Raw genomic sequence first — 23,301 nt, 5'->3', positions numbered from 1 at the left:
GTGTAAAACAAAACCAAAAACGAACTGAAGAGGAGGAATTGTAGTATGTTTGAAATGATTGTTAATGCTACGGATTTTTTATGGGGAACTCCCTTGATGATTTTAATGGTCGGTACAGGATTACTTTTAAGTGTTCGAACAGGTTTTTTTCAGATTAGAGGGTTTGGTACTGTATGTAAAAAGACTTTTGGTGAATTGTTTAATAAAAGCAAATCAAAAACTACTAATGAAGGTAACTTAAGTTCATTTCAAGCTTTAACAACTGTTTTAGCAGGAACAGTTGGAAGTGGAAACATTGCGGGAGTAGCCGCAGCTATTGCTATTGGCGGACCAGGTGCAGTTTTTTGGATGTGGATTATAGCTTTAGTTGGTATGATGACAAAAATGGCTGAAGTAACTTTAGCAGTAAAATATCGTAAAAAAGGTGAAAATGGAGAATTTTATGGTGGACCAATGCATTATATGCGTAAAGGCATGGGAAAAGCTGGTGGTATTTTAGGAGGTATTTATGTAGTTGCTTTATTGGTTGAAGTTATAACTGATGCTTGCTTTGTTCAGACAAATACATTAGCAACATCAGCACAAGATGTATTTGGTATTCCTTTAATTGTAAGTGGAATTGTTTTGGTTGGTTTAAGTATTTTAATAATTATGACAGGTGGTATTAGAAAAATAGGTAACGTTTGTGAAAAGCTGATTCCGCCTATGGTTATAGTTTTTATTGTTGGAGCACTAGTTGTCATTATTTCTAATATTGGGAATGTTCCAGCCGCTTTTGCAATGATATTTAAATATGCTTTTTCACCAGCTCCAGCAGTAGGAGGGTTTGCAGGGTCAACTATTTCTTTGGCAGTAGGACGTGGCGCTTCTCGTGGAATATTCTCAAGTGAAACAGGTATGGGAACTGCTACAACTGTACATGCAACAGCTCAAACAGATCATCCAATTCATCAAGGTATGTATGGTGTTATAGAAGTATTTATTGATACAATTATTGTATGTACATTAACAGCATTATCAATAATCGCAAGTGGAGTTTGGTGTAATGGTCATACAGGTGTAGTACTTACATTTGATGCTTTTAGAAGTGTTTGGGGACAATTTGGAATAATTATTCTTTGTGTTTCTGTTATATTATTTACGTATTCATCCTATTTAGGTTTCTTTATTGAATTCCGTACATGCATAGAATATATTTTTGGAGAAAAAAGTGTAAAATATCTACAGTGGTTTTTCTTTATTCCACCAATTCTAGCGGTAACTATGGAAGTTGAAGCGATATGGTCTTTAGCTGATATTGCTGTAGGATTTATTGTTATACCTAATTTGATTGCTTTGATAGCTATGAATGGCAAATTTGTAGAACTTTTTAAAGAATATACACGAAAAAAGAAAGCTACTTCGTAATTAAATAATAGAGGGTTACTCTAAATCATTTCCTTGCATAGAAGGATAATTAAAAGAAGATGACTATCAGTCATCTTCTTTTTTACACTAATTATTTTTAAATATCTAACCAAATCCTACTTAACCAATCCAGCCTCTTTAATTCTTTCTTTAAATCTATTACCAATACTATCTGTATTTTTAACTTTGTTAAATAAAATCCCATTATCAACAATGGCAAGATTTGCTTTTGAATCAGCAGTTGCAAAGCCATTGTTATATAGTACTCGTGATTCACCAACTGGCCAGAAACCTGTATTACCTTGTTTAGTAATATCAAAATACTCTGGTACATTTCTAGTAATCTTAGTTAGTATATCATTTGGAGTATCATACTCTAGATTTTCACTAAAAGCAGGCGCTACCGGCAAAACGCCCTTATAGGGCATGAACAAACCCCCAGCTAAGCTGGTGGTCATGATTAAGCCGTTATCTACTAAGTGATTGAAGAAGTAAATCTTTTAGTGCATTAATTTTTGCTTTATGACTATAAAGTGATTTTGAATAACACTTATAAAGACTTGAATATTCAAATTAAACAACACACCTACTAAAGTAGGTGGATTTAGGTATAAATGTCTAAGACTGAAAGTCTTGTTTAGGCTTAAGCACAATAAATTTACTATTCTTCAACCTTAAAATCACTTTTAGTAACTGGTATTTATTGGTTTTCTATATAATTTTTCACTATTCCTTCTGTTACATTACCTACTGCCCGCAAAAAATATCCTCTTGCCCACAAATGTTGTCCCCAATACCTTTTTCTTAACTCTGGGTACTGTTCTTGTAATAATCTAGACGATCTTCCTTTCAAGTACTGTACTGTTTTACTTGGTGATAAATTTGGTGGACATGATACTAACATATGAACATGGTCTTTTCCTACACTACCTTTTATCATCTTGATATTTCTTGCTTCACATCCTTGTATTATTAAGTCTCTTAGTCTTATTGAAATTGGTTTTACTAATACTTTATATCTGTATTTTGTAACCCATATTATATGGTACTTAATATTATATATCGCATGACTATTTTTATTATATTCCATACTAATCACCTCTTGATTAGTATGTCTCAAATTATTAAGGCTTAAAGCGTATACCGTCTAAAGACGGTGGATTTAGACCACGCACTTAGAAATTAAATAAATTTTTGAAAAATATCAATGAAAGATTTAAGATCTTTGACCATGAGAATTTGTTTTACAATCTTGCTATCAGAGAAGATTTTAGTAATAAGATCGTAGATTATGTGAAAATGGTAAGAATCTTTATCACTAATAACAATCATGACAATGACTTTTATATACTCATCGTTCCAAAGCATTGGTCGGTCATTGATGATGATTTGTAAAGCGCTTTTTTTTGCATCAAGTTTACAAGAGTGAGGAAGTGCTAATATGTTAAAAAAAGAGGTACTTGACATTTTTTCGCGTTTTAAGACATCAAACACATAGTTTTCATCAACATATTTATTGTTTTCAAGCTTTTTACATAAGTAATGAATAGCATCTTTTGTATTTTTAAAATAATGATTAATTTCAAAAAAATCTTTTGTCAAATATTTGTCTAGATATCGTTTTAGTTCATGGAGATACATTGTACGTTTTAGTGAAAGAATTTTGTTGTTTAGAATACTGAAATCATTTGCGGTCAAAAAAGGAGAAATAGTAACTGCATTCGGTAAATTTTCGATTGGAAGAACAGAAATAATCAGTTTATCCAAATATAAGTCATCCGCTAATTTTTCGATATCCAATGTATCATAAATCTCTGTAATTTCCAAATGAGCACTTGTGTGTACTCTTAGTTCTTTAACGATTGTATTCGTAATGTCAAAGTAGGATGGACATACCAGAACACCAGAGACACGAGATTTAATAGTGGATCTTTCTTTGAGATAGAAACCAAGATGAAATGCCACAAAATCGATTTCATCTTGATGAATAGTATCCTGTGGATTCTCTTGAACTCTATCAATAATGTGGGTTGCAACTTCATATAAAAAGGGGCATTTGTTTCTTATATCGAAAAAAATAGGCGTTGCTGGAAATAGTCTAAAAGATGATCGTATCTGAATTCTTTGGAAATGGTGTGTGAGTTTTAACAAGAATTCATCATAAGTAAAACTACAGTCAAAGTGATGTTCTGCTAATTTCAAGGCAGCTTGAAATTTGGTGTATGTTTTTTGAAATGTAAGTGTTATCATCAGTGGAGAATCGTCAGAGTAATCCGTTGTACTAATGATGGCTATGCAAAGAAAATAGACTTCCCCCTTAGTAAAATGAAAATTAAAGCGTTCTCCTAAATCGTTTGCTATATCGATTGCTGCTTGGTAATCCGGGAATAGTTGTATATTTTCAAAGTAGCAGGCATCATCTTTCATAATGTTACCGTGTTGTATACGGAAAATCTGAATGATAAGCATCATTAATAAATCATAGAACAAAAAACCATTTATGTTCAACCCATTTAAGTCAATATGCTTTTTAACAATTGTAAGAATAGTAGTTACATCAAATTCTTGAAAGGTATGTTTTAAAAAGTTGAAGTTTGAAAGCTTAGCTTCTTCAGTTTGTTTTATACAATAGGCACTGAGTTTCCTTTTATTAATTTCATCGCCTTCAAACTTTAGATTATCCTTTTGACGACGGATCTTAACCTCATAATTTTTTATATAAGAAGAAATGTCAAGTAAATCGACTTCTAAAGTGCGCTCGCTTATAGAAAGTACATCGGTTAATTCATTGATGGAAACGCCATTTTGGTTCAGTAACTTTCGGATGATATAGTAATGGCGTTCATTTGGTGTTTCAGGCAAGGCTACTTCTGTTTTATAGAATTTACCAATAGAAGTAGCCTTAGGATTAATGCGATAACCATTTTTGGATGATAAAATCAGCGGTTGGTTATTGTGCGATTTGTTTATATCTTTTATATAGTTACGAATTGTTCTACTACTAATATGAATATAAGAAGCCAATTCATCCGCGGAGATCCAGCCGTTTACATTTGAAAGATGATTTATTAAAAGTTGATGATTTTTTTTCATAAAAAACCTCCTATTTACAATGGTACATTAGAAAATTCATTGACTACAACACTATTATAACAATATTAAAATAAAAAGTACACGATTAAAGTAGGTGTTTTTCCTGTTATAGGAAAAAAATTGAATTTATCCAAACTTGGACGTTGTATACAATAAAGATGTTCACTCAACAACGTATGGAGGTTTATGATGAATAATAAGAAAATGATTTTATCGAGTATGTTCAGGTTCCACATATCTGCCGAATATAGCAGAGATGCTAATTGAGAGAAAAGAAACAATTAAGGTAGCAGAATGACATTTGATGGATATCGAAGAGTACAGACTGAATTCAACAGGTAAATTTGTACAGAAGATGTTTGAATGGAAACAAAAGCAATCTTAACAATAGATTTGAAAGAAGCCGTCAAGATTGTAACTTCGTCATCTGTACAATCTGTCCGGGAAAATCCGATGCAAGAATATTGGATGAGACCCAGTTTCTCGTATAATGTGTATCTTATAATAATGAAGTTATATCGACAAACCTTCAAGAGGTCAATGTATTTTTGAGGGTTTTTTATCATTAAATGATCGAATTGTAAGGTAAAAAGTAGACCTAAATACAATGAAAAAGCACCTACGCAGACAAAAGATTACGATATCGAATCCACGCTTTAGCCAAACCATTTTTCTCAAGTTATTTAAATTGAACTATCAAAAGATATTTGATTGAGTGAATTATCTCAAGAAGTATAAAATATACAATAGGCAAAAAAGCATATATATTTCCTAGTAATAGGAAAATAGTATGCATTTTAAATGGTTATACAATATAATATAATGCCAATATCAACAAATTTACGCATAAAATAAATATGGTTAGGAGAATTGTGATGAATGACAAGAAGATGATTTTAGCGAACATAGGTTCAGGTTCTACATATCTGCCGGATATAGCAGAGATGCTAATTGAGAGGAAAGAAACCATGAAGGTAGCAGAATGGCGATTGATGGATATCGAAGAGTACAGGCTGAATTCAACAGGTAAATTTGTACAGAAGATGTTTGAAGATGCCGGAATGGAAACAAAAGTAATCTTAACAACAGATTTGAAAGAAGCCGTCACAGATTGTAACTTCGTCATCTGTACAATCCGTCCGGGAAAATCCGATGCAAGAATAATGGATGAGACAATCCCATTTAAATACAATTTAATTGGTCAGGAGACAACCGCACCCGGCGGGATGATCATGGGTTTTAAAACAATTCCGGCAATACTGGAAATTGCAAAGGCAATTGAGGAATATGCGGCGAAGGATTGTTACTTAGTCAACCTGGCTAACCCATCGGGTATGCTTGCGGAAGCTTTGGAACGCCATACAAATATTAAATACGCAGGTCTTTGCAATGGTCCAACCGTTATTCGTACCGCAATGAAGGAGATTTACGGAGCTGGGAATCCGGATGATGTTTTCGTAGAAGTCATCGGATTGAACCATTTGATCTGGTGTAAAGTCTTCTATAAAGGTGAGGACGTAACCAACGACGCATTCTTAAAATTGAATGATTGGGCAGCAGTAAACGTACCGCCGCTTAGAACAGAGTTTGTAGAACCGGATTTGCAGAAGTTCATAGGATGGATTCCTATGGGACCATACTTAAAATTCTACTATGATTATAAGGGATCCTTGGAAGATTTAAGAGATTCGAGCATTTACTGGCCGGCAGTTTTGGAAAAAGTCACCAAGAATGTAGGACCGGTTCTTGAAGGGTTAAAAATTCCGGGACATGCTACAAGAGCAGAAATTGTTCAAGAAGTAGAGAAGAGGACATTTGAACTTTATGACAAGCTTGATCCAAGAGGATATGCCTTAGCTACAAATACCCGTGGAGGAAAAGGATATGGCGAGGCAGGGATTACATTAATCAATGCTATCTGGAACAATACAAATGAAGTATTCAGCCCGGACGTAGCAAGTATGGGAACTATTCAAGGATTAGATTCGGTATGCGTATGCACGACAACCGCTTTAGTAAATGCTTCCGGTATTCATCCAATCGCATTCCCTAAATTACCGGGACATATGATGAGCAAGATTCTTGCGGCAAAAGAATACGAAAAACTTGCGGTAGAAGCTGCAATTACAGGAGATTATCACACCGCATTGGAAGCACTGATTGCCAATCCGTTGATCAGCTCTTATTATGATGCAAAAGGTGCTCTAAATGAACTTTTGGTTGCTGAGAAAGAGTTCCTTCCACAGTTTGCAGATGCAATTGCTGAAATAGAAAAAAAGCAGTTTAGTAGATAAAAAGAAGGATTAGTGTGAAATATATCTTGGGGAATCTGGGCATGACGAATAAGCCATCGTAATTCATTCAAAAATTACAATCGCTAGAATATAGAGATGTGTTGAATCTTTTTAAGTGGGTGGGCTACTTACCAAACTTTTTGAAATGATATACCCTTGAGCTTGGAGAAGAATAATAGCTTTTGATATATATTATTCTTTCTTTTCTTCAGAAATTACTTTAGGCATAGCAGAATAATTAATATCTGTAGGATTGAAGGACTCATTTTTAATAAGATATGGTAGATACAAGTAAGGATTTTTCTTGCAATTGCAATGATTGCTTTTTTATGACCTCAACAACCCCATCTTCTTATTATTAAGAGATTTACGTAATAAAGATTTACAATGTTCAGGAGAGAAAGAATCAGAAGAACCTGATTCACTACACTGAATCAAGTATTGAATTATTTCAGAAGAAGACTTACCAAAGGTATCAGAAACTACATTAGAAATAACGATATTAGAGACAGTAAGGAAGTTCTTAACACGATTCTTTTCACTTGAGCGATTGGAGACTAGCTTTGTTCTATATCGGCAAATATCCCTTAAGTTTCTTATATCAACAGGTGGAATAAAGCGTCTATGAACAAGACCATGTTTGTGGAGGTCAGCAAGCCAAAGAGAATCCTTTTTATCGGATTTCTTACCGTTAATAGCTTTAACATACTTTGGATTTGCAAGCGTAAAATTACAAGAATCTGCAAGGATGTTAAAGATAGGAATCTAATATTTACCAGTAAATTACATACAGACATGTTTACAATTATGATCCAGTAACCAAGATTTGAGTTTAAAGAAGTTACTATTAAAAGTAGTAAGGTAGCAGTTTCACAAGTAGTTACATTATTCATGTCGGTAGAAGCAATCGTAGCCACCACAAAACGCTTGTGGATATCAATGCCACAGCAAATAGGAAAAACAATTTTTAACATAAAAAAAGTCTCTTTATAAAAAATAGAAGACATATAGTCATTGACTGAATATCCAGCTGTAAAAATGGTAATTGTTTTACAAAAATTAGCGTGCGTGCTCGATGAAACATTTATTTGTGCTTGAAAAAGATATTCGACACATGTTAAAATGCGGATTTTTATCAAAAGGGATAATATTCTACTTCTTCGGCCGTGTTCTGTAGTATAACTATATATCTTCATAAGGAGAATAGCTAGAAAAGATAGAATTAAACACTAAAATTATATTTCATAACAATTTGTGCCTTGAGGACAGCGAAAGGAGTGTAGGTTAAGATGAGTAAGCATTTTGAAATTGCAGAAAATGTAGTAAAGTTGCTTGGTGGAAAAGAAAATATATCAAATGTTTATCACTGTATGACAAGATTGCGTTTTAATGTAAGAAATGCAGAAGTTGCGGATTTGGAAACGATTAAGAAAATTAGTGGGGTACTGGGCGTATCTAATGCGAACGGAGAATTGCAGGTTATTATTGGACCGGCAGTTGAGAACGTTTATAATGAAATCGTACGTTTATTAGATATTCAAAAAACAGAAGAGATTCAAGAGAATCTAGATTCAGGATTAAAAAAGAAATTTACATTCAAAGGTTGGGTTAATAGTGTATTAAATGCTTTGTCGGCAAGCCTAGCACCATTAGTCCCATTATTCGTCGTTGTGGGGGTATTCAACACTGTTGCGGTACTAATTGGTCCACAATTCCTCAAAATAGTCACGGAAGATTCGGATATTTATAAAAACTTCTATTTTGTCGGTCAAGCTATTCTATACTTCCTCCCGATACTAATTGCGTATACTGCGTCGAAGAGATTCGGAAGTAACACTTTAATTACAATGGCTTTTGCGACAATCATGCTATATCCTAATTTAATTGAAATCACTAAAGTCGGTAATCCGTTCACTGTATTAGGTATACCGATGACATTGATTGATTATAGTACATCCGTTATTCCGATCATCATGATTGCATGGGCACAGTCTTATATTGAGAAATTTATAAGTAAGTTTACGCCGGATATTGTCAAAGTTATCGTCGTTCCATGTTTAACGATTCTAGTTATGTTACCGGTTGGACTGAGCCTACTAGGACCAGTCGGTAATTATATCGGTGTGTTATTAGGACAAATCATTGTTAAATTATATGATGTTGCAGGCCCGTTAGCTACTATGATTGCCGGAGCTGTATTTATTATCATTGGAGCATTTGGCATCAGTCGTCCAATCTTTTTCATTTGTTTATCAACTATGCTGACCAATGGCGTAGAGTATGCTTTTATGCCAATCGCCATGGCAGTAGGTAACTGGATTGCTATGGGCGCGGATTTAGGCTATATCATTAAAGCCAAGACAAAAGAGCAGAGACAACTGGGTATTTCATGTTTAGTTGCGCTTTTTCTCGGTGGCGTATCAGAACCTTCCTTGTACGGGATTTTCCTTGTTCGTCGTAAACTGTTGATTTCAACTGCGATAGCGGGTGCTATTTCAGGCCTTTATTTAGGGATTATGCACGTTGGCTATTATGTGTTTGGCCCTAGCAACTTCTTAAATGTTTTAGGGTTTGTCGGAGGAGATAAATCGAATTTCATTCAAGGCGTTATTACATGTGGCATTGCGTTCGTAGCGGCATTTGTGTTTACGGTTTTACTGGAAAAGGGTGAAGAACAAGGTGCTAATTAGTGAAGGATAACACTTGTTGACAATGATAGTGGTGTGAAAAAAAGATAGGTTTGATTAAGCTGAATAAAAATATTTAGAGAAGAAATGGAGTTGAAAAATAACGAGCGGATATGAAAGAATTTACTTACACAATTAGAGATGAAATGGGAATCCATGCAAGACCGGCTGGATTATTGGTTAAAAAGACTTAAGCTTTCGCGTGTTCAGTAACCATTGCAAAGGATAATCAAGAAGTAAATGTAAAAAGCATCTTAGGTATTATTAGCCTTTGCGTAAAATGTGGTCAGCAGATTGCTATAAAGACTGATGGATCTCAAGAAGAAGCTATAGAGGCACTTAGGCAATTTTTAGAGCAAATTCTCTAAAATGTTTATATAATTTAATTCAAAGTACAGTTGGTTTTCCGTCAAGAAATCAGACATATCCCGGTTGATTTGTCTATTTTCTTGATGGAAGACCAAATTGATATATAAACTATGATAGTTTTTATAGTCAATATATATAACGAACAAAAATTAATTAGAAAGAAAGGGAAAGATATATGGGATTGTTTGATAAAATATTAAAAAACAATATTCGGGATGAAAAAAAAGATGAATGTGTAATTTATTCACCTGCTGATGGAGAATTAATCGCTTTATCAGATATTGGAGACGAGATTTTTTCGGCTGGTATGCTTGGAAAAGGTTGTGGTTTGCGTCCTTCGGAAGGGTGTGTGTATGCGCCATTTACCGGTAAAGTGGTTCAGATTGCAAAGACAAAACATGCGATTGGACTTATCAGTGATGATGGCGTAGAGACATTAATCCATGTTGGTATTGATACGGTTTCAATGAATGGAAAAGGTTTCGAACTAAAAGTACAGGTAAACGATCAAGTAAAGCGTGGTCAGTTACTTATGACATTTTCTGTTTCGAAAATTAAAGAAGCCGGTTATGACGATGTTATTGTTATTGCTGTGACCAATACAGGAGACTATGAAGATATTAAATTTTTTGGTGCCGGTAAAATTGAAAAAAGTACAAAGATTTTGATGGCGAAAAAGTAAGTGAAAAGGTATTAGGCTAATTAATAAATGTTTTTTTAGGACAATTACAAAGATATATTTAGTTAGGCATGGAGAAAAGTTGTTTAATGCAGAAAACCAAGTGCAGGGGTGGTGCGATTCTCTACTTACGCAAAAAGGGATATTACAGGCGAAAATGCTTCAGGATAAGCTGAAGAAAATATTTTTTGTACGAGCATATAGTTCATCCAGTGAAAGAGTAATAGATACGGCAAACTATATTATAGAAGGTAGAGACATCCCATTATGTGTTACAAAGAACCTAAAAGAACAAAATTATGGTCTTTGGAGGGAAAGGAAAATACGGTACTGAGAAGTGGAAAGAATCTTGATGAAAAAAAAGAAATAAACGTGATTATCGATGCGATGATGAAGAGATATGAAATGTATGGTGGTGAAAATTACGATTCAGTCATAAATGCGCGATAAGACAAGGGGACAGGTACATTGTCTAAAGGGTAGTTCATTTTGACCAAAAAGGAAGAAATGATATAACTAAAAAGTAGGAGATGAAAGAGGATGATTTATTTGTTTCTATAACATGCTATATTATCTACAATAAGGATAGCAATATTAAGTTAGAAGAAAAAATTTTCAACTTTAACCTTAGGCATAGTTATTAACACAAGCTGTCCATTCAGTGTATTGATATGTACCATTACCTTGTTTTTCTCCTGTTGAATAAGTCATTAAATAATCACTTTTTTCTTTTAATTTATAACAAGGTGCAAGATGTCCCTTACCTCTATAGGTGGCGGGTATAGATTATATTTAACAGGTGGTGTGCAATCTTTCGCCTTGTTGAAACGGTGTGTTACAATTACTACGTAATTGCTTTGTTGTTATAAACTAATAATACTATCATAGGGATATGTTGTAAAATGATTAATAGAAGGATAATTAAAAGAAGATGACTATCAGTCATCTTCTTTTTTACACTAATTATTTTTAAATATCTAACCAAATCCTACTTAACCAATCCAGCTTCTTTAATTCTTTCTTTAAATCTATTACCAATACTATCTGTATTTTTAACTTTGTTAAATAAAATCCCATTATCAACAATGGCAAGATTTGCTTTTGAATCAGCAGTTGCAAAGCCATTGTTATATAGTACTCGTGATTCACCAACTGGCCAGAAACCTTTATTACCTTGTTTAGTAATATCAAAATACTCTGGTACATTTCTAGTAATCTTAGTTAGTATATCATTTGGAGTATTGTATTCTAGATTTTCACTTAAAGCATTAGCTAATTTCATAATGATTTGCCAATTTTCTATATTGACTAATGGTTTAATTGCTTGCTTTATAGGTTGTATTCTTCTTTCACTATTAGTAAAAGTACCATTTGACTCAGCAAAGCCAGCAGCTGGTAAAACAACATTTGCAAATTTAGCTGTTTCTGTAACATGCGTATCTTGAACCATTAGAAATTCTAAGGAAGATAGATCTAGCCTGTCACTTATATCTTCGCCAAATACAAGTAAACCTTTAATTGTTTTAGTATTTACACCTTTTATAACCTTATTAGCATCCATTGTTATACCAATATCAGCTAATCCTTGGCTGTTATTATTGGCTTTAAGCTGAATTATACCGCTTCTTGCTTTTCCAATATGACCAGCTATTACAGCTATATTTGCTATAAGTTTAGCTGCATCAGCAGTAATTTCATTTTGCTCAAATACAATCATTGCTTTCTTCGAATTTACATATATTTCAGCTATTTTTTTAGCTTCTTCACTAACTTTAATACTATCTAATGATTTAATAAATTCATCTAAATGATTAACATTAGGTACTTTATTGTCTTTTATATCAAGTATGGCTTTTGCTATTTCCTTTAAGAAACTGATATCAGTAGCATTTACGGCTATACTGCTATAGTCATTGAGCTTAGTATGTTTTTTATTTATAGTTATCAGTTTAGCACCTGCCTTAACTGCTTGTTTAATCTTAAGTCCTACTATAGTGTTATTATTAAATATATCATCCTCGATTGCTATGATAGTATCGGTACTTAACAATTCTTCAAAAGTATTAGTTGAAGCATCATATCCTAATACATCTACAATACCTTCACTTATTCTATTGAATGAAGCAATTTTATCAGTGTTTAATACACCAGATAATTCTTTAGCTATAAAAATCTCTTCATTTGTGTATCTATCTGATAAGGATACAGCTAGGGATTCACTACCATATAATAATGATAAACTTTTAGCTCTTTTAGCTACATAAAGAGCAGCTTCCTCAATTGTTACCTCTTTTAGCTCTCCATCTTTCCTAATCATAGGACTTGTAATTCTTTTAGTATCATTAAAAGCATTATAACCAAATCTACCCTTAATACATAATAATCCATCATCAACTTCGCTATCTTTATTTGGTTTTGAGCGTAATAATAAGTCACCTTTAGCTTCGACTTTTACATTACATCCAACACTGCAGCCTGAACAAATCGTATTTGTAATTGCAGGTTTAAGTGGTACAGATTTTTCAATAGGTAATCTTTCTCCTAATGCACCTGTTGGACAAACAGAAATACATTGTCCACATGCAATACAGTCTGAATTTTTTAGACTAGTATCAAGACCAGATTTAACAATAGTATCGAAGCCTCTATCAATTAAATCTAATGCACCAACTCCCATAACCTCTTCGCATACTCTGACGCATAAACCGCAAAGTATGCATTTATCAACATTTCTCTGTATGAATGGATGATTATCATCTGCTTTACGACTATGATTTTCTCCTTTAAACCTACTTGGCTCTACTTCATACTCATTTGCTAGCTTTATAAGTTCACATTCAAAATAATCATGGCATCCACATTCTAAACATCTCATAGCTTCTTCTTTTGCAGCTTCTTCACTGTATCCGATTATAACCTGTTCAAAATTATGTTTTCTAATTTCTGGTTTTAAATGAGGCATTTTGGTTCTAGGTTTCTTTTCTATATTCTTAAACTCATCCTTTGATATATTTTCTCTTTCGACAAAGAATGGCTTTTTATAGGTTAGTTTTTCGCCATTAAGATATCTACAAATCATTGTAGATGCATTTTTGGCATCTCCTATAGATTGAATTGCGATGCCCGCACCATTATTAGTTGCATCACCACCTGCAAATACACCTTCTAAACTTGTTTGGTAGGTACCTAAGTCAGATACAATATTTCCTTTGTTAGTCTTTTCTAATTCTTCAAAACCTGCTGAATTTATTCTTTGTCCTATTGAACATATAACAGAATCAACTTCAATTATTTCTTCTTCACCTTCAATAGGTATAGGTCTTCTTCTGCCACTAGCATCAGCTGGACCTTGCTGCATCTTTTGAAGTCTTATTTTATCTACTTTACCATCTTTGCCTATTATCTCTAAAGGACTTACGAGATATTTAAATATAACTCCCTCTTCTCTAGCTTCGACTATTTCAGAATAATCAGCTGGCATTTCTTCTTCAGTTCTTCTATATAATAGATAGACTTCTTTTGCTCCTAACCTAATAGCAGTTCTACATGCATCCATAGCTGTGTTACCACCACCGACTACAGCTATTCTATCACCTGTTCTAATAGGTTCATTTATTGCAAATTTTCTTAGAAAGTTAATGCCGCCTATAACATTTTCTAGATCATCACCTGGACAGTTTAGGCTAGCACTTTCCCATGCCCCTATTGATACATATACAGCATCAAAACTATCTCTTAGATAGCTAAACTTAATATCTCTACCTACTCTAATATTTTTATACATCTTAACGCCCATTTTTTCTATTATGCTAATCTCTTTATTTAATACTTCTTTTGGTAATCTATATTGCGGTATTCCATATCTTAACATACCGCCCATTTCAGGCATAGCTTCATACATAACAACTTTATGACCTTCTTTTGCTAAGAAATATGCGCAAGACAAACCACCAGGACCTCCACCTATAACTGCAACACTCTTACCTGATTTAGGTTTTAACTTTGGTATAAAGCACTGAGCATCTTTTAAATCAATATCAGCTACAAAGCTTTTAAGCCAAGCTATTGATATTGGTTCTTCAACAAGTTGTCTTCTACATGCATTCTCACATGGATGTGGACATACTCTACCTATACTAGCTGGTAGTGGTAATTGTTCTTTTATTAATTTTAAAGCTTCTTTATATTCACCGTTAGCGATAAGTCCTACATAACCTTGGCAGTCTGTACCAGCTGGACATGCTAAAACGCATGGTGGTCTACAATCGCCTTCATGATCTGATAATAATAATTCTAGTGCAGATTTTCTTGATTCTCTAACACGATTTGTGTTAGTTTTAACTACCATACCATCACTAGCTACAGTTGAACAAGCTCTTAAAAGCTTTGGAGTACCTTCAACTTCTACTACACATAGTCCACAAGAACCATAGGCTTGTACTCTTTTATCATAACAAAGAGTAGGAATTTCTATATTGTTTTCTCTAGCTATCTCTAATATTGTTTGTCCTTTATAGCCTTTTACTTCTATACCATTTATATTTAAACTTATCTGTGACATATCTACACCTCTTTCCCAACTATAAGGCACATTCATAAAATAAACATTACTTCAATTTGACTTATTTATTTTTTTCATATGCCTAATTCACTTTAATAGCGTCAAAATTACAATTTTCGGCGCATAATCCACATTTAATGCACTTAGTAGTATCAATCTTATGAGCTTGTTTAACTACTCCAGTAATTGCTCCAACTGGACAGTTTTTAGCACATAATGTACAACCTTTACACTTATCTTCATCTATACTATAGATCAGTAAATTTTGACACTGCTTAGCAGGACATTTCTTATTGTATATATGATCTTCATATTCTTCTCTAAAATATCTAATTGTACTTAATACAGGATTAGGTGCTGTTTGTCCTAAACCACATAAAGCTCCTTCTTTTATTTTAGCTCCTAATTCTTCTAAAAGCTCAATATCACCATCTTTTCCTTCACCATTACATATTCTTGTAAGGATTTCTAACATTCTTTTAGTACCTATTCTACAGTATGTACATTTACCACATGACTCTTTTCTAGTAAAATCTAAGAAAAATCTAGCCATATCAACCATACAAGTGGTTTCATCCATAACAACCATTCCACCAGAACCCATGATAGCTCCAGTAGCATTTATTGAATCATAATCTACTGGTGTATCTAGTAAATGAGCAGGAATACAACCTCCTGAAGGACCTCCCATTTGTACTGCTTTAAATTTTTTGCCATCTTTTATTCCGCCGCCAATATCAAATATTATTTCTCTAAGTGTCATTCCCATTGGAACTTCTACTAATCCGCCTTTATTAATCTTACCAGTTAGAGCAAATACTTTTGTACCTTTACTTTTTTCAGTACCAAGCTCTGAAAAGGCTTTAGCACCATTTAAAACTATCCATGGTACATTTGCCAATGTTTCAACATTATTGATATTTGTTGGTTTTCCCCAATAACCTTTTTGTGCTGGGAAAGGAGGTTTAAGTCTAGGCATACCTCTTTCGCCTTCCAATGAAGCGATAAGTGCAGTTTCTTCACCACATACAAATGCTCCAGCTCCAGCCTTAATCCTAAGATCAAAATCAAAGCCTTCTCTACCAAAGATATTTTTACCTAAATAACCCTTTGCTCTTGCTTGTTTTAAAGCAATCTCAAGTCGTATTATTGCTAGAGGATATTCTGCTCTAACATATACAACCCCTGTGTTAGCACCAATAGCACAAGCACCTATTATCATACCTTCTATTAAACTATGAGGGTCTCCTTCAAGTACACTTCTATCCATAAAAGCACCTGGGTCACCTTCATCAGCATTACATACCATATATTTTTCATTACCTTGAGACTGTTTTGCAGCATTCCATTTAAACCAAGTTGGAAAACCAGCGCCACCTCTACCACGTAAACCAGCTTCTTTGATAATAGAAATAATATCATTTTGTTTTAAACTATTAACACAAAGCTTAGCCGCTTTATATCCATCTTTAGCTATGTATTCTTCAATATTTTCTGGATTAATAATCCCACAATTTCTTAAAGTTATCCTTTTTTGTTTATTTAAGATTTCTAAATCTTTTTCTTTAATTATGTAATCTTTACATTGTTCATTAGATTGATGCAGTCTGATAATATTACTTATAATATCTTCAGTTACATTGACATAAGTTGTTTTTTGGTTATTATTGTCTATTACATCAACAATAGGCTCTAAGTGACACATACCAATACATCCTGTAATTGCTATTTCTATATCTAAATCATTTTCTTTTATTATATCTACACATTTCTTATACACTTTATTTGCACCAGCGGCTATACCACAACTACCTTGTCCAATAATAATTTTCATGACTACACCTCCTTAATTTCTCTAATTTTTATTTCTCTTATAATTTTTTTAGCTTTATCAGGAGTTAATTTACCAAAGGTTTCTCCATCAACCATCATTACGGGTGATAAACTACAACATCCTAAACATGCAACATTTTCTAATGTAAACATATTATCGTCAGTAGTTTGTCCATCTTTTATGCCAAGTTCTTCATATATTGCTTTTTCTATAGCTTTTGAACCATTAACATGGCAAGCTGTTCCTTGACATAACATAATTACATGTTTTCCAACAGGATTAAGTCTAAACTGCGTATAGAATGAAGCTACTCCAAGTATCTTAGCTTTTTTTATACCGGTTTTTTCTGATATATACCCAAGTATTTCTATAGGCAAATAATTATATTTACTTTGTACTTCTTGAAGTATACTGATTAAACTGCCATCAATATTCTTATATTTATCAAGAATTGGATTGATTATTTCGGCATCAGCATTGTTAATTTTACTATTACAACAACATTTCATATCTACACTCCTTTACTCTATATTAAACCCAGATTATTCATAGAAAATTAAATATTCTACTGTATCCTTCTGATTATAACAAGGCACAAGATGTCCCCCACCTCTATAGGTAGCGGGTACCAATTATATTTAACAGGCGATGTGTATATCTCCCGCCTCGTTGAAACGGTGTGTTGCAATTACTACGTAATTGCTTCCGTTGTTATAAGATGTCCATTAAATTTTCGACATACCAACTCAGTATGCCTTCTAATTCACTGGAATCTTCTAATTCAAAATTATACAGCACATTATTCAAAGTTATATGAATAATCAGGGTTAAACATAAAAAATGAATGACATGGATTTCATCATTCATAAATACTAAATCGGTGTCGTTTAATATTTTATTATCTATTAAATTAATAAAAAACAATTGTTAATTAATCAATAAATTTACTGATTGTAAAAAAATATGAAATAATAAACTTTTTTATTATCGTATCATGAATATAAAAATAATACAATAAATGAAGGAACAATAAGTAATAAATTTAATATATTTTAGCAATATTTTGTGGTGAATAGAATAAAAGAAGGAATAAGGAGATGATTTGGAGTAAACCTCAAATGGAGTGTAGTTTGTGGACTGTTAGATAATGTTTTGAGTATAATAAGTAGAGAAGCATAAGTAGCTTTGGCATATATGTTAAATTCTTACGTTATGAATTTGTTAAATTAGCGATATAATTGAAAATAATATTTAAAAGAGGTTGAAAAAAACATATCATATAAATTAAGGAGATAATAATATGAAATTATTAAATAAAAATAATAAAAATAAAAGAGCAATGCTTATTAGTTAAGAAGCTAAAAGCATGACTCGATTTTAACGATATATATTTTAAAACAAACTGTTGAGTTAGTTTTTAACATTTAAAGAAAAAATACAACGATTTTGGAAAATTTCCTTGTGCCTAATATTGCATAATGTTATATTATAAACGAGAATACGAAAGATGGTGATTATATGAGTGAAAATCGATTACTTTTAATACTAAGTTCAATTAAAAAAAAGGAACTAACAGAAGAAGAATTTCTTAGAGAAGCAGAATCTAATGGATTGGTTGCAGGCATAGTTGATATTTTATTAGGCACAGTGATTTATTTTAGTTTATTAGGATTATTGAAAACTTTACTATTTGGAGAGTTATTTTATACTGGACCATTAATAGATTCTAGCGATTATTATTGTAAATATTATATGAGTAAAATTAAAGGAATAGAGGTAACATCAGAGATAGTCGAAAAAGTTTCTTTTGACATAACGATTATTCCCTTAGGCGTGGTAATTATTATAGGACTTATGATTTTTTATTATTGTGCATTATCTAGAAAGCTAAAAATCCTAACTCTAGGAGAAATCCTTGTAGGAGGGAAATTAAATGCTCATAAATATAAAGTATGGGAAAATAATCATCTTGTAAATAGAGGTGGTTTATATACAGTAGCTATTTTAAATCTATTAATTTTGACCTATGCTTTTAGAGGCGCTTTAGAGGGAAATAATGTTTACTCTATAACAAATTTAGGTATTAAGTATTTAATTCTTTTGCTTTGTGTATTTGGATTATATGCTTTAGGAAAAGGAAGCTTAATTGTTGGTGAGCTTTTACTTATTGCTAGCAATATAATTGCATATATTCAAAGCTCTAAATTAGGTGCTATAATAGTTGAAATTCACCGAGGTAGATTCTTTTATCCTGAAAATAGATTATCGAAAATGTTTTTTTATATGCTATTTATTATAGCAATTGTATTTATTATAACCTTTACAAATAAGCTAATAGTTAAGAGAAGGTTAAAAATATCTGAAGATAGACAAGATTTAGTCTAGTGAATACTGACAAATAAGAATACAAGAGTAAGTTGATTTATTTTGCCTTGGTATGTTGGATAGGAGATGAAACTGGCTTTTAGATTACAAAGTCAGCTTTTTTAATGGTTGATTAAGCTAAATTGTGTTTTATTCAAAGAATATTTTCATTATATAAAGAAGTGAAAAAACATATTAAAACAAAAACAAAAAAATGATGAATTAAAAGCAAATTAATATAGAAAGCATTATATAATTGATGAGACAATTGTGTTACAAAGAGTGCAATTAATAAAATTTTTTATAGGGAAACAAGGGGACAGCGGACTATGTAAAAAAATAGTCTGTTTTTTTGACTTACAACACTAAATTTGACAAATATTTAATGTAAATACACAAAATGACTTACATATTTTAAGCGTGAAAAAAATAATTTTGTTGGCTTATAAAAAATGAAAGTGAAGTTATATTTTTATAAAATTCTACATTATTATAAGGAGATAGAGATATTAAAATTAGAACGTAGAACTTTCACATATAGCTTTAATCATAGTTATTAAGCTAAGATTCAAGGGAATTGTTCCCTATTATATTATATTTTTTTATAGAAGCATTAAAGAAATGCTGCAAAATTATGATTAATAATATGAATACATAAAAAATAAATAGAAATATGAAAAATATTCTATATATTAGAGGAAAAAACAAATAAATGTAGAATAACAATTAATAAACATACTACTCTTAAAATAGAATTTATGTAAAATAAAAGGAGGCGAAAATGCTGATAAATTATTTTATAGAGGGATTTGGATAATGAAAATTGAATTAATAGAAAGTTTAAATTAAAAAGTTATAAGAAAAAAGTTAATTTATTAAAAAATCGATATTGTATTTTTTTTATTTAATTCTAAAATTTGTTATATTAGCCCTTTAGATTTTAAAAAATTCTCTATATAAAATATTTATCAATATAATTATTTGGGTGGTATATGAATAAAACTCAAGGGGGAAACAAAATGAATAAAAAATTTAAACGTAATATCAGTTTATTTTTAGTAGCTATGATGATGATGTTATGCGTTGCACCTATAACATCGTATGCTGATGAAACTAAGGGGTCAGCTAATGGAATTTATTTAAAAGGAATGAATGAAAAAATACCAAACGGGCTTTTGAAAAAAGGTTATTCACAAAATGAAATAGGTCCATATATGGTTAATTTTAATGGACCAATAAAAAATGAAATGAAATCTGGAGTTGAAAGTTTGGGAGCAGAATTGGTTGAATATATTCCTGATTTTGCATTTTTAACTACAATGACTCCAGAAGTAGCTGAGAAAGTAAAAGAGCTTTCATTTGTAGAAGAAGTAATGGTTTATCAACCAGCTTTCAAAATACATCCATCTCTTAAAGATGATTCTGGTAATGTAAAGGATAATGGAGAAGTTGCATTAACAATACTTACATTTGATGATGAATCTGTTTTAGATGAAGAGATAGCTAAATCTAACGGTAAGAAGTTAGGACATGCTAAAAATAAAGTAAAAGTAAAAATGGAGAGCAAACATATAGAAAAATTTGCGAACCTAAATAATGTTAAATATATTGAACCAGTTGTAGAATATGTTTTATTTAATGATGAAGCTAGAGTAATTATGAATGTAGATGAAGTATGGAATCTAGGCTATGATGGTTCTGGACAAGTAGTTTGTGTTTGTGATACTGGTATTGATAAAGGTATAAATGATAGCAGTATGCATTCAGATTTCCAAGGTAAAATAGATGCTATACATGCATTAGGTAGAAGTACAGCTGATGACCCTCATGGTCATGGTACTCACGTTGCAGGATCTGTTTTAGGTAATGGAACAAGATCTAATGGACAATTAAAAGGTGTAGCTCCTGATGCACATCTTGTATTTCAATCAGTATTAGACTCTAATGGTGGTCTTGGTGGACTTCCAAATGATTTAAACGATTTATTTGCTCAAGCATGGAATGATGGTGCTCGTATCCATACAAATTCTTGGGGAGCTGCTTCTAATGGTGATTATAATATAGATGCACAGAACGTTGATGAATATGTTTGGAACAACGATATGACTATTCTTTTTGCTGCTGGCAATGAAGGTTATGATAAAAATACTGGTAACATTCTTTACAATTCTATAGGTACACCAGGTAGTGCTAAAAACTGTATTACAGTAGGTGCTACTGAAAACAATCGTCCTAATATGTATGATACTTATATGGGTAATCTTGGTGACAATATAAATGAAGTTGTTGCATTTTCAAGTCGTGGAAATTGTGAAGATGGTAGAATTAAACCTGACATAGTAGCACCTGGTTCATGGATTCTTTCTACAAAATCTTCTGTAGCACCTGTAGATAATTACTGGGATGCTTATAATGATTATTATGCATACATGGGTGGTACTTCTATGGCTACTCCATTGACTGCTGGTGCAGTAGCAGTAGCACGTGAATATATGCAACAAGAATGGAACCATACTCCAAGCCCAGCAATGATGAAAGCAGCAATTATCAATGGTGGTACTGATATGTCTTATGGATATCCAAGTCGTGATCAAGGATGGGGACGTTTAAGCCTAGCCGACTCTTTAGTCTCTAAAGAATATAGATATGAAGATGAAACATACAGCTTAAACACTGGTGAAAATCAAAGCTTTACTTATTCTGTAGAATCTAGTAATACTCCATTAAAAATTTCTTTAGTATGGACTGACTTCCCAGGTTCTACATCTGCATCTAAAGCTCTTGTTAACGATATAGACCTTAAAGTTACATCTCCTTCAGGTACTATATATTATGGTAATGATTTTACAGCTCCATATAATAGTGGATATGACCGTTTAAATAACGTAGAGAATGTTTATATTGATACTCCTGAAACTGGTAACTACACTGTTGAAATAAATGGATATAATATACCACAAGGGTCACAACCATTTGCACTTTTCTCTTCAGGAGATTTTGGTACACCAAGCGATGATACAATTGCTCCAACTTGTGATTTAACTAGTCCAGCAAATGGTGAAACTGTAAATGAAACAGTTATTTTAAGTGCAGATGCAAGCGATAATGAAGGTATAAGCAGAGTTGAATTTTATGTAGATGATAACAAAGTTGGAACAGATGTATCAAGCCCATATAGCATTAATTGGGATTCTACTACAGTAAGCAATGGTAGCCATACTATTTTGGCAAAAGCTTTTGATATAGCAGGCAATATTGATACAAGCACTATTACTGTAAATGTGGAAAATGAAATTGTTGTTTCTTATGTTACAGATACTTTTAGTGAACGTTTAAGAAAAAGTACATCTATAGATTACAATATTGATGTAACTGCAGCTGGAACTATTGACTTGAATTTAACTGGTTCTGGTTTTACAATGAGCTTGTATAACCCAAGTGGTAATGAAGTAGCTAGTGGAACATCATCAGTTTCTTACAATGCTACTGATGTTGGAAGCTATAGAATTAGAGTAACTAATACTAATACTAAAAGAGCTACATTTACTTTAACAGCAACTTATCCAGTAATTCAATAATTTATTATAGATAAGAAGCTATTAACAAAGGTTTGTACAACATATGATTTAATTCAATAGATTTATATGAGTTTAATGATGACGGCACTGAATTTTCAGTGTCGTTATTTTTTACAAATAAGCAATGGCTTTGACTTGATATTTTTGTTTTTATTGCAATAAGATTAACTTTTTTTAAATATCTGAACTGTTGGAGATTGCTGAAAAAGTCTAAATTAAAAAATTCAGTGTAGAAAAATGCGATATTGAAGACTTGAAATTTATAAAAGCACTATTATTTCAACGGTTTCAAACCGTCTCTGAGCATTGCTACTAATATTAAATGGTTAAATAGTAAAAAAATAAAGTATAATTTAATTTCTTAAATAATATTTATTTTTCCCTATTGACAATATCAAAATAACTTACTATAATTAAATTGTAATTAATAAATTC

General features: G+C 32.1%; 15 protein-coding genes and 1 pseudogene. 9 read left to right on the top strand and 7 right to left on the bottom strand.

Annotated elements, in window-relative coordinates:
• The first annotated feature begins 45 nt into the window (after positions 1-45).
• Positions 46-1,407 carry an alanine/glycine:cation symporter family protein gene (locus tag AYC61_RS05065; protein WP_066497776.1) on the top strand — a complete coding sequence of 454 codons (1,362 nt, stop codon included), beginning with the start codon at positions 46-48 and terminating at the stop codon, positions 1,405-1,407.
• Positions 1,408-1,523: 116 nt separating this feature from the next.
• Here the strand turns inward: AYC61_RS05065 and AYC61_RS05060 are convergent, their stop codons facing one another.
• The 3 genes from AYC61_RS05060 to AYC61_RS05050 form a co-directional block, all read right to left on the bottom strand.
• A complete protein-coding gene (locus AYC61_RS05060; protein WP_066497773.1) occupies positions 1,524-1,835 on the bottom strand; it encodes a hypothetical protein in 312 nt (103 codons plus the stop codon).
• A 272-nt stretch (positions 1,836-2,107) separates the two neighbouring features.
• Positions 2,108-2,497 (bottom strand): IS200/IS605 family transposase, encoded by a 390-nt coding sequence (gene tnpA / locus AYC61_RS05055; RefSeq protein ID WP_066497771.1) that lies wholly within the window; start codon positions 2,495-2,497, stop codon positions 2,108-2,110.
• Positions 2,498-2,589: 92 nt separating this feature from the next.
• Positions 2,590-4,500 (bottom strand): BglG family transcription antiterminator, encoded by a 1,911-nt coding sequence (locus tag AYC61_RS05050; protein ID WP_066497770.1) that lies wholly within the window; start codon positions 4,498-4,500, stop codon positions 2,590-2,592.
• Between the two features lie 875 nt (positions 4,501-5,375).
• On the opposite strand from AYC61_RS05050, the gene AYC61_RS05045 reads away from it, so the two are divergent.
• Positions 5,376-6,794: a family 4 glycosyl hydrolase gene (locus AYC61_RS05045; protein WP_066497767.1), complete on the top strand. Its 1,419-nt coding sequence runs from the start codon at positions 5,376-5,378 to the stop codon at positions 6,792-6,794.
• A 327-nt stretch (positions 6,795-7,121) separates the two neighbouring features.
• Here the strand turns inward: AYC61_RS05045 and AYC61_RS20590 are convergent, their stop codons facing one another.
• Positions 7,122-7,490: an IS110 family transposase gene (locus AYC61_RS20590; protein ID WP_242866749.1), complete on the bottom strand. Its 369-nt coding sequence runs from the start codon at positions 7,488-7,490 to the stop codon at positions 7,122-7,124.
• A 593-nt stretch (positions 7,491-8,083) separates the two neighbouring features.
• On the opposite strand from AYC61_RS20590, the gene AYC61_RS05040 reads away from it, so the two are divergent.
• The 5 genes and pseudogenes from AYC61_RS05040 (at position 8,084) to AYC61_RS21060 (ending at position 10,979) form a co-directional block, all read left to right on the top strand.
• Positions 8,084-9,484 carry a PTS transporter subunit EIIC gene (locus AYC61_RS05040; RefSeq protein WP_066497766.1) on the top strand — a complete coding sequence of 467 codons (1,401 nt, stop codon included), beginning with the start codon at positions 8,084-8,086 and terminating at the stop codon, positions 9,482-9,484.
• A gap of 110 nt (positions 9,485-9,594) precedes the next feature.
• Positions 9,595-9,849: pseudogene (locus AYC61_RS20585) on the top strand (HPr family phosphocarrier protein).
• 176 nt (positions 9,850-10,025) lie between these two features.
• Positions 10,026-10,532 carry a PTS sugar transporter subunit IIA gene (locus tag AYC61_RS05035; protein WP_066497762.1) on the top strand — a complete coding sequence of 169 codons (507 nt, stop codon included), beginning with the start codon at positions 10,026-10,028 and terminating at the stop codon, positions 10,530-10,532.
• A 100-nt stretch (positions 10,533-10,632) separates the two neighbouring features.
• The gene (locus AYC61_RS22260) at positions 10,633-10,863 is read left to right on the top strand and encodes a histidine phosphatase family protein (RefSeq protein ID WP_420806806.1); all 231 of its coding nucleotides are present in this window, start codon (positions 10,633-10,635) and stop codon (positions 10,861-10,863) included.
• Positions 10,797-10,979 (top strand): hypothetical protein, encoded by a 183-nt coding sequence (locus AYC61_RS21060; RefSeq protein WP_156456358.1) that lies wholly within the window; start codon positions 10,797-10,799, stop codon positions 10,977-10,979. The genes AYC61_RS22260 and AYC61_RS21060 overlap by 67 nt, the downstream gene beginning before the upstream one ends.
• Before the next feature lie 538 nt (positions 10,980-11,517).
• Here the strand turns inward: AYC61_RS21060 and AYC61_RS05025 are convergent.
• From AYC61_RS05025 to nuoE, 3 genes are all read right to left on the bottom strand, one after another.
• Positions 11,518-15,090: a molybdopterin-dependent oxidoreductase gene (locus AYC61_RS05025; protein WP_066497756.1), complete on the bottom strand. Its 3,573-nt coding sequence runs from the start codon at positions 15,088-15,090 to the stop codon at positions 11,518-11,520.
• A gap of 82 nt (positions 15,091-15,172) precedes the next feature.
• Positions 15,173-16,924 carry an NADH-quinone oxidoreductase subunit NuoF gene (locus AYC61_RS05020; protein ID WP_066497749.1) on the bottom strand — a complete coding sequence of 584 codons (1,752 nt, stop codon included), beginning with the start codon at positions 16,922-16,924 and terminating at the stop codon, positions 15,173-15,175.
• A gap of 2 nt (positions 16,925-16,926) precedes the next feature.
• Complete coding sequence (gene nuoE / locus AYC61_RS05015; protein ID WP_066497744.1) at positions 16,927-17,433, bottom strand: NADH-quinone oxidoreductase subunit NuoE; 507 nt, start codon at positions 17,431-17,433, stop codon at positions 16,927-16,929.
• 1,009 nt (positions 17,434-18,442) lie between these two features.
• Here nuoE and AYC61_RS05010 point away from each other — a divergent pair.
• Together AYC61_RS05010 and AYC61_RS05005 are read left to right on the top strand one after the other, a co-directional pair.
• On the top strand, positions 18,443-19,309 hold the full coding sequence (locus AYC61_RS05010) for a hypothetical protein (RefSeq protein WP_066497741.1): 867 nt from the start codon (positions 18,443-18,445) through the stop codon (positions 19,307-19,309).
• Positions 19,310-20,307: 998 nt separating this feature from the next.
• Positions 20,308-22,866, top strand: a complete 2,559-nt coding sequence (locus AYC61_RS05005; protein ID WP_066497738.1) for a S8 family serine peptidase — start codon at positions 20,308-20,310, stop codon at positions 22,864-22,866.
• Positions 22,867-23,301 lie beyond the last annotated feature (435 nt).

This window comes from Abyssisolibacter fermentans, from assembly GCF_001559865.1.
Lineage (GTDB): Bacteria > Bacillota > Clostridia > Tissierellales > MCWD3 > Abyssisolibacter > Abyssisolibacter fermentans.
The sequence above is the reverse complement of the archived record's forward strand: the minus strand, read 5'-3'. Positions and strand labels throughout refer to the sequence as shown.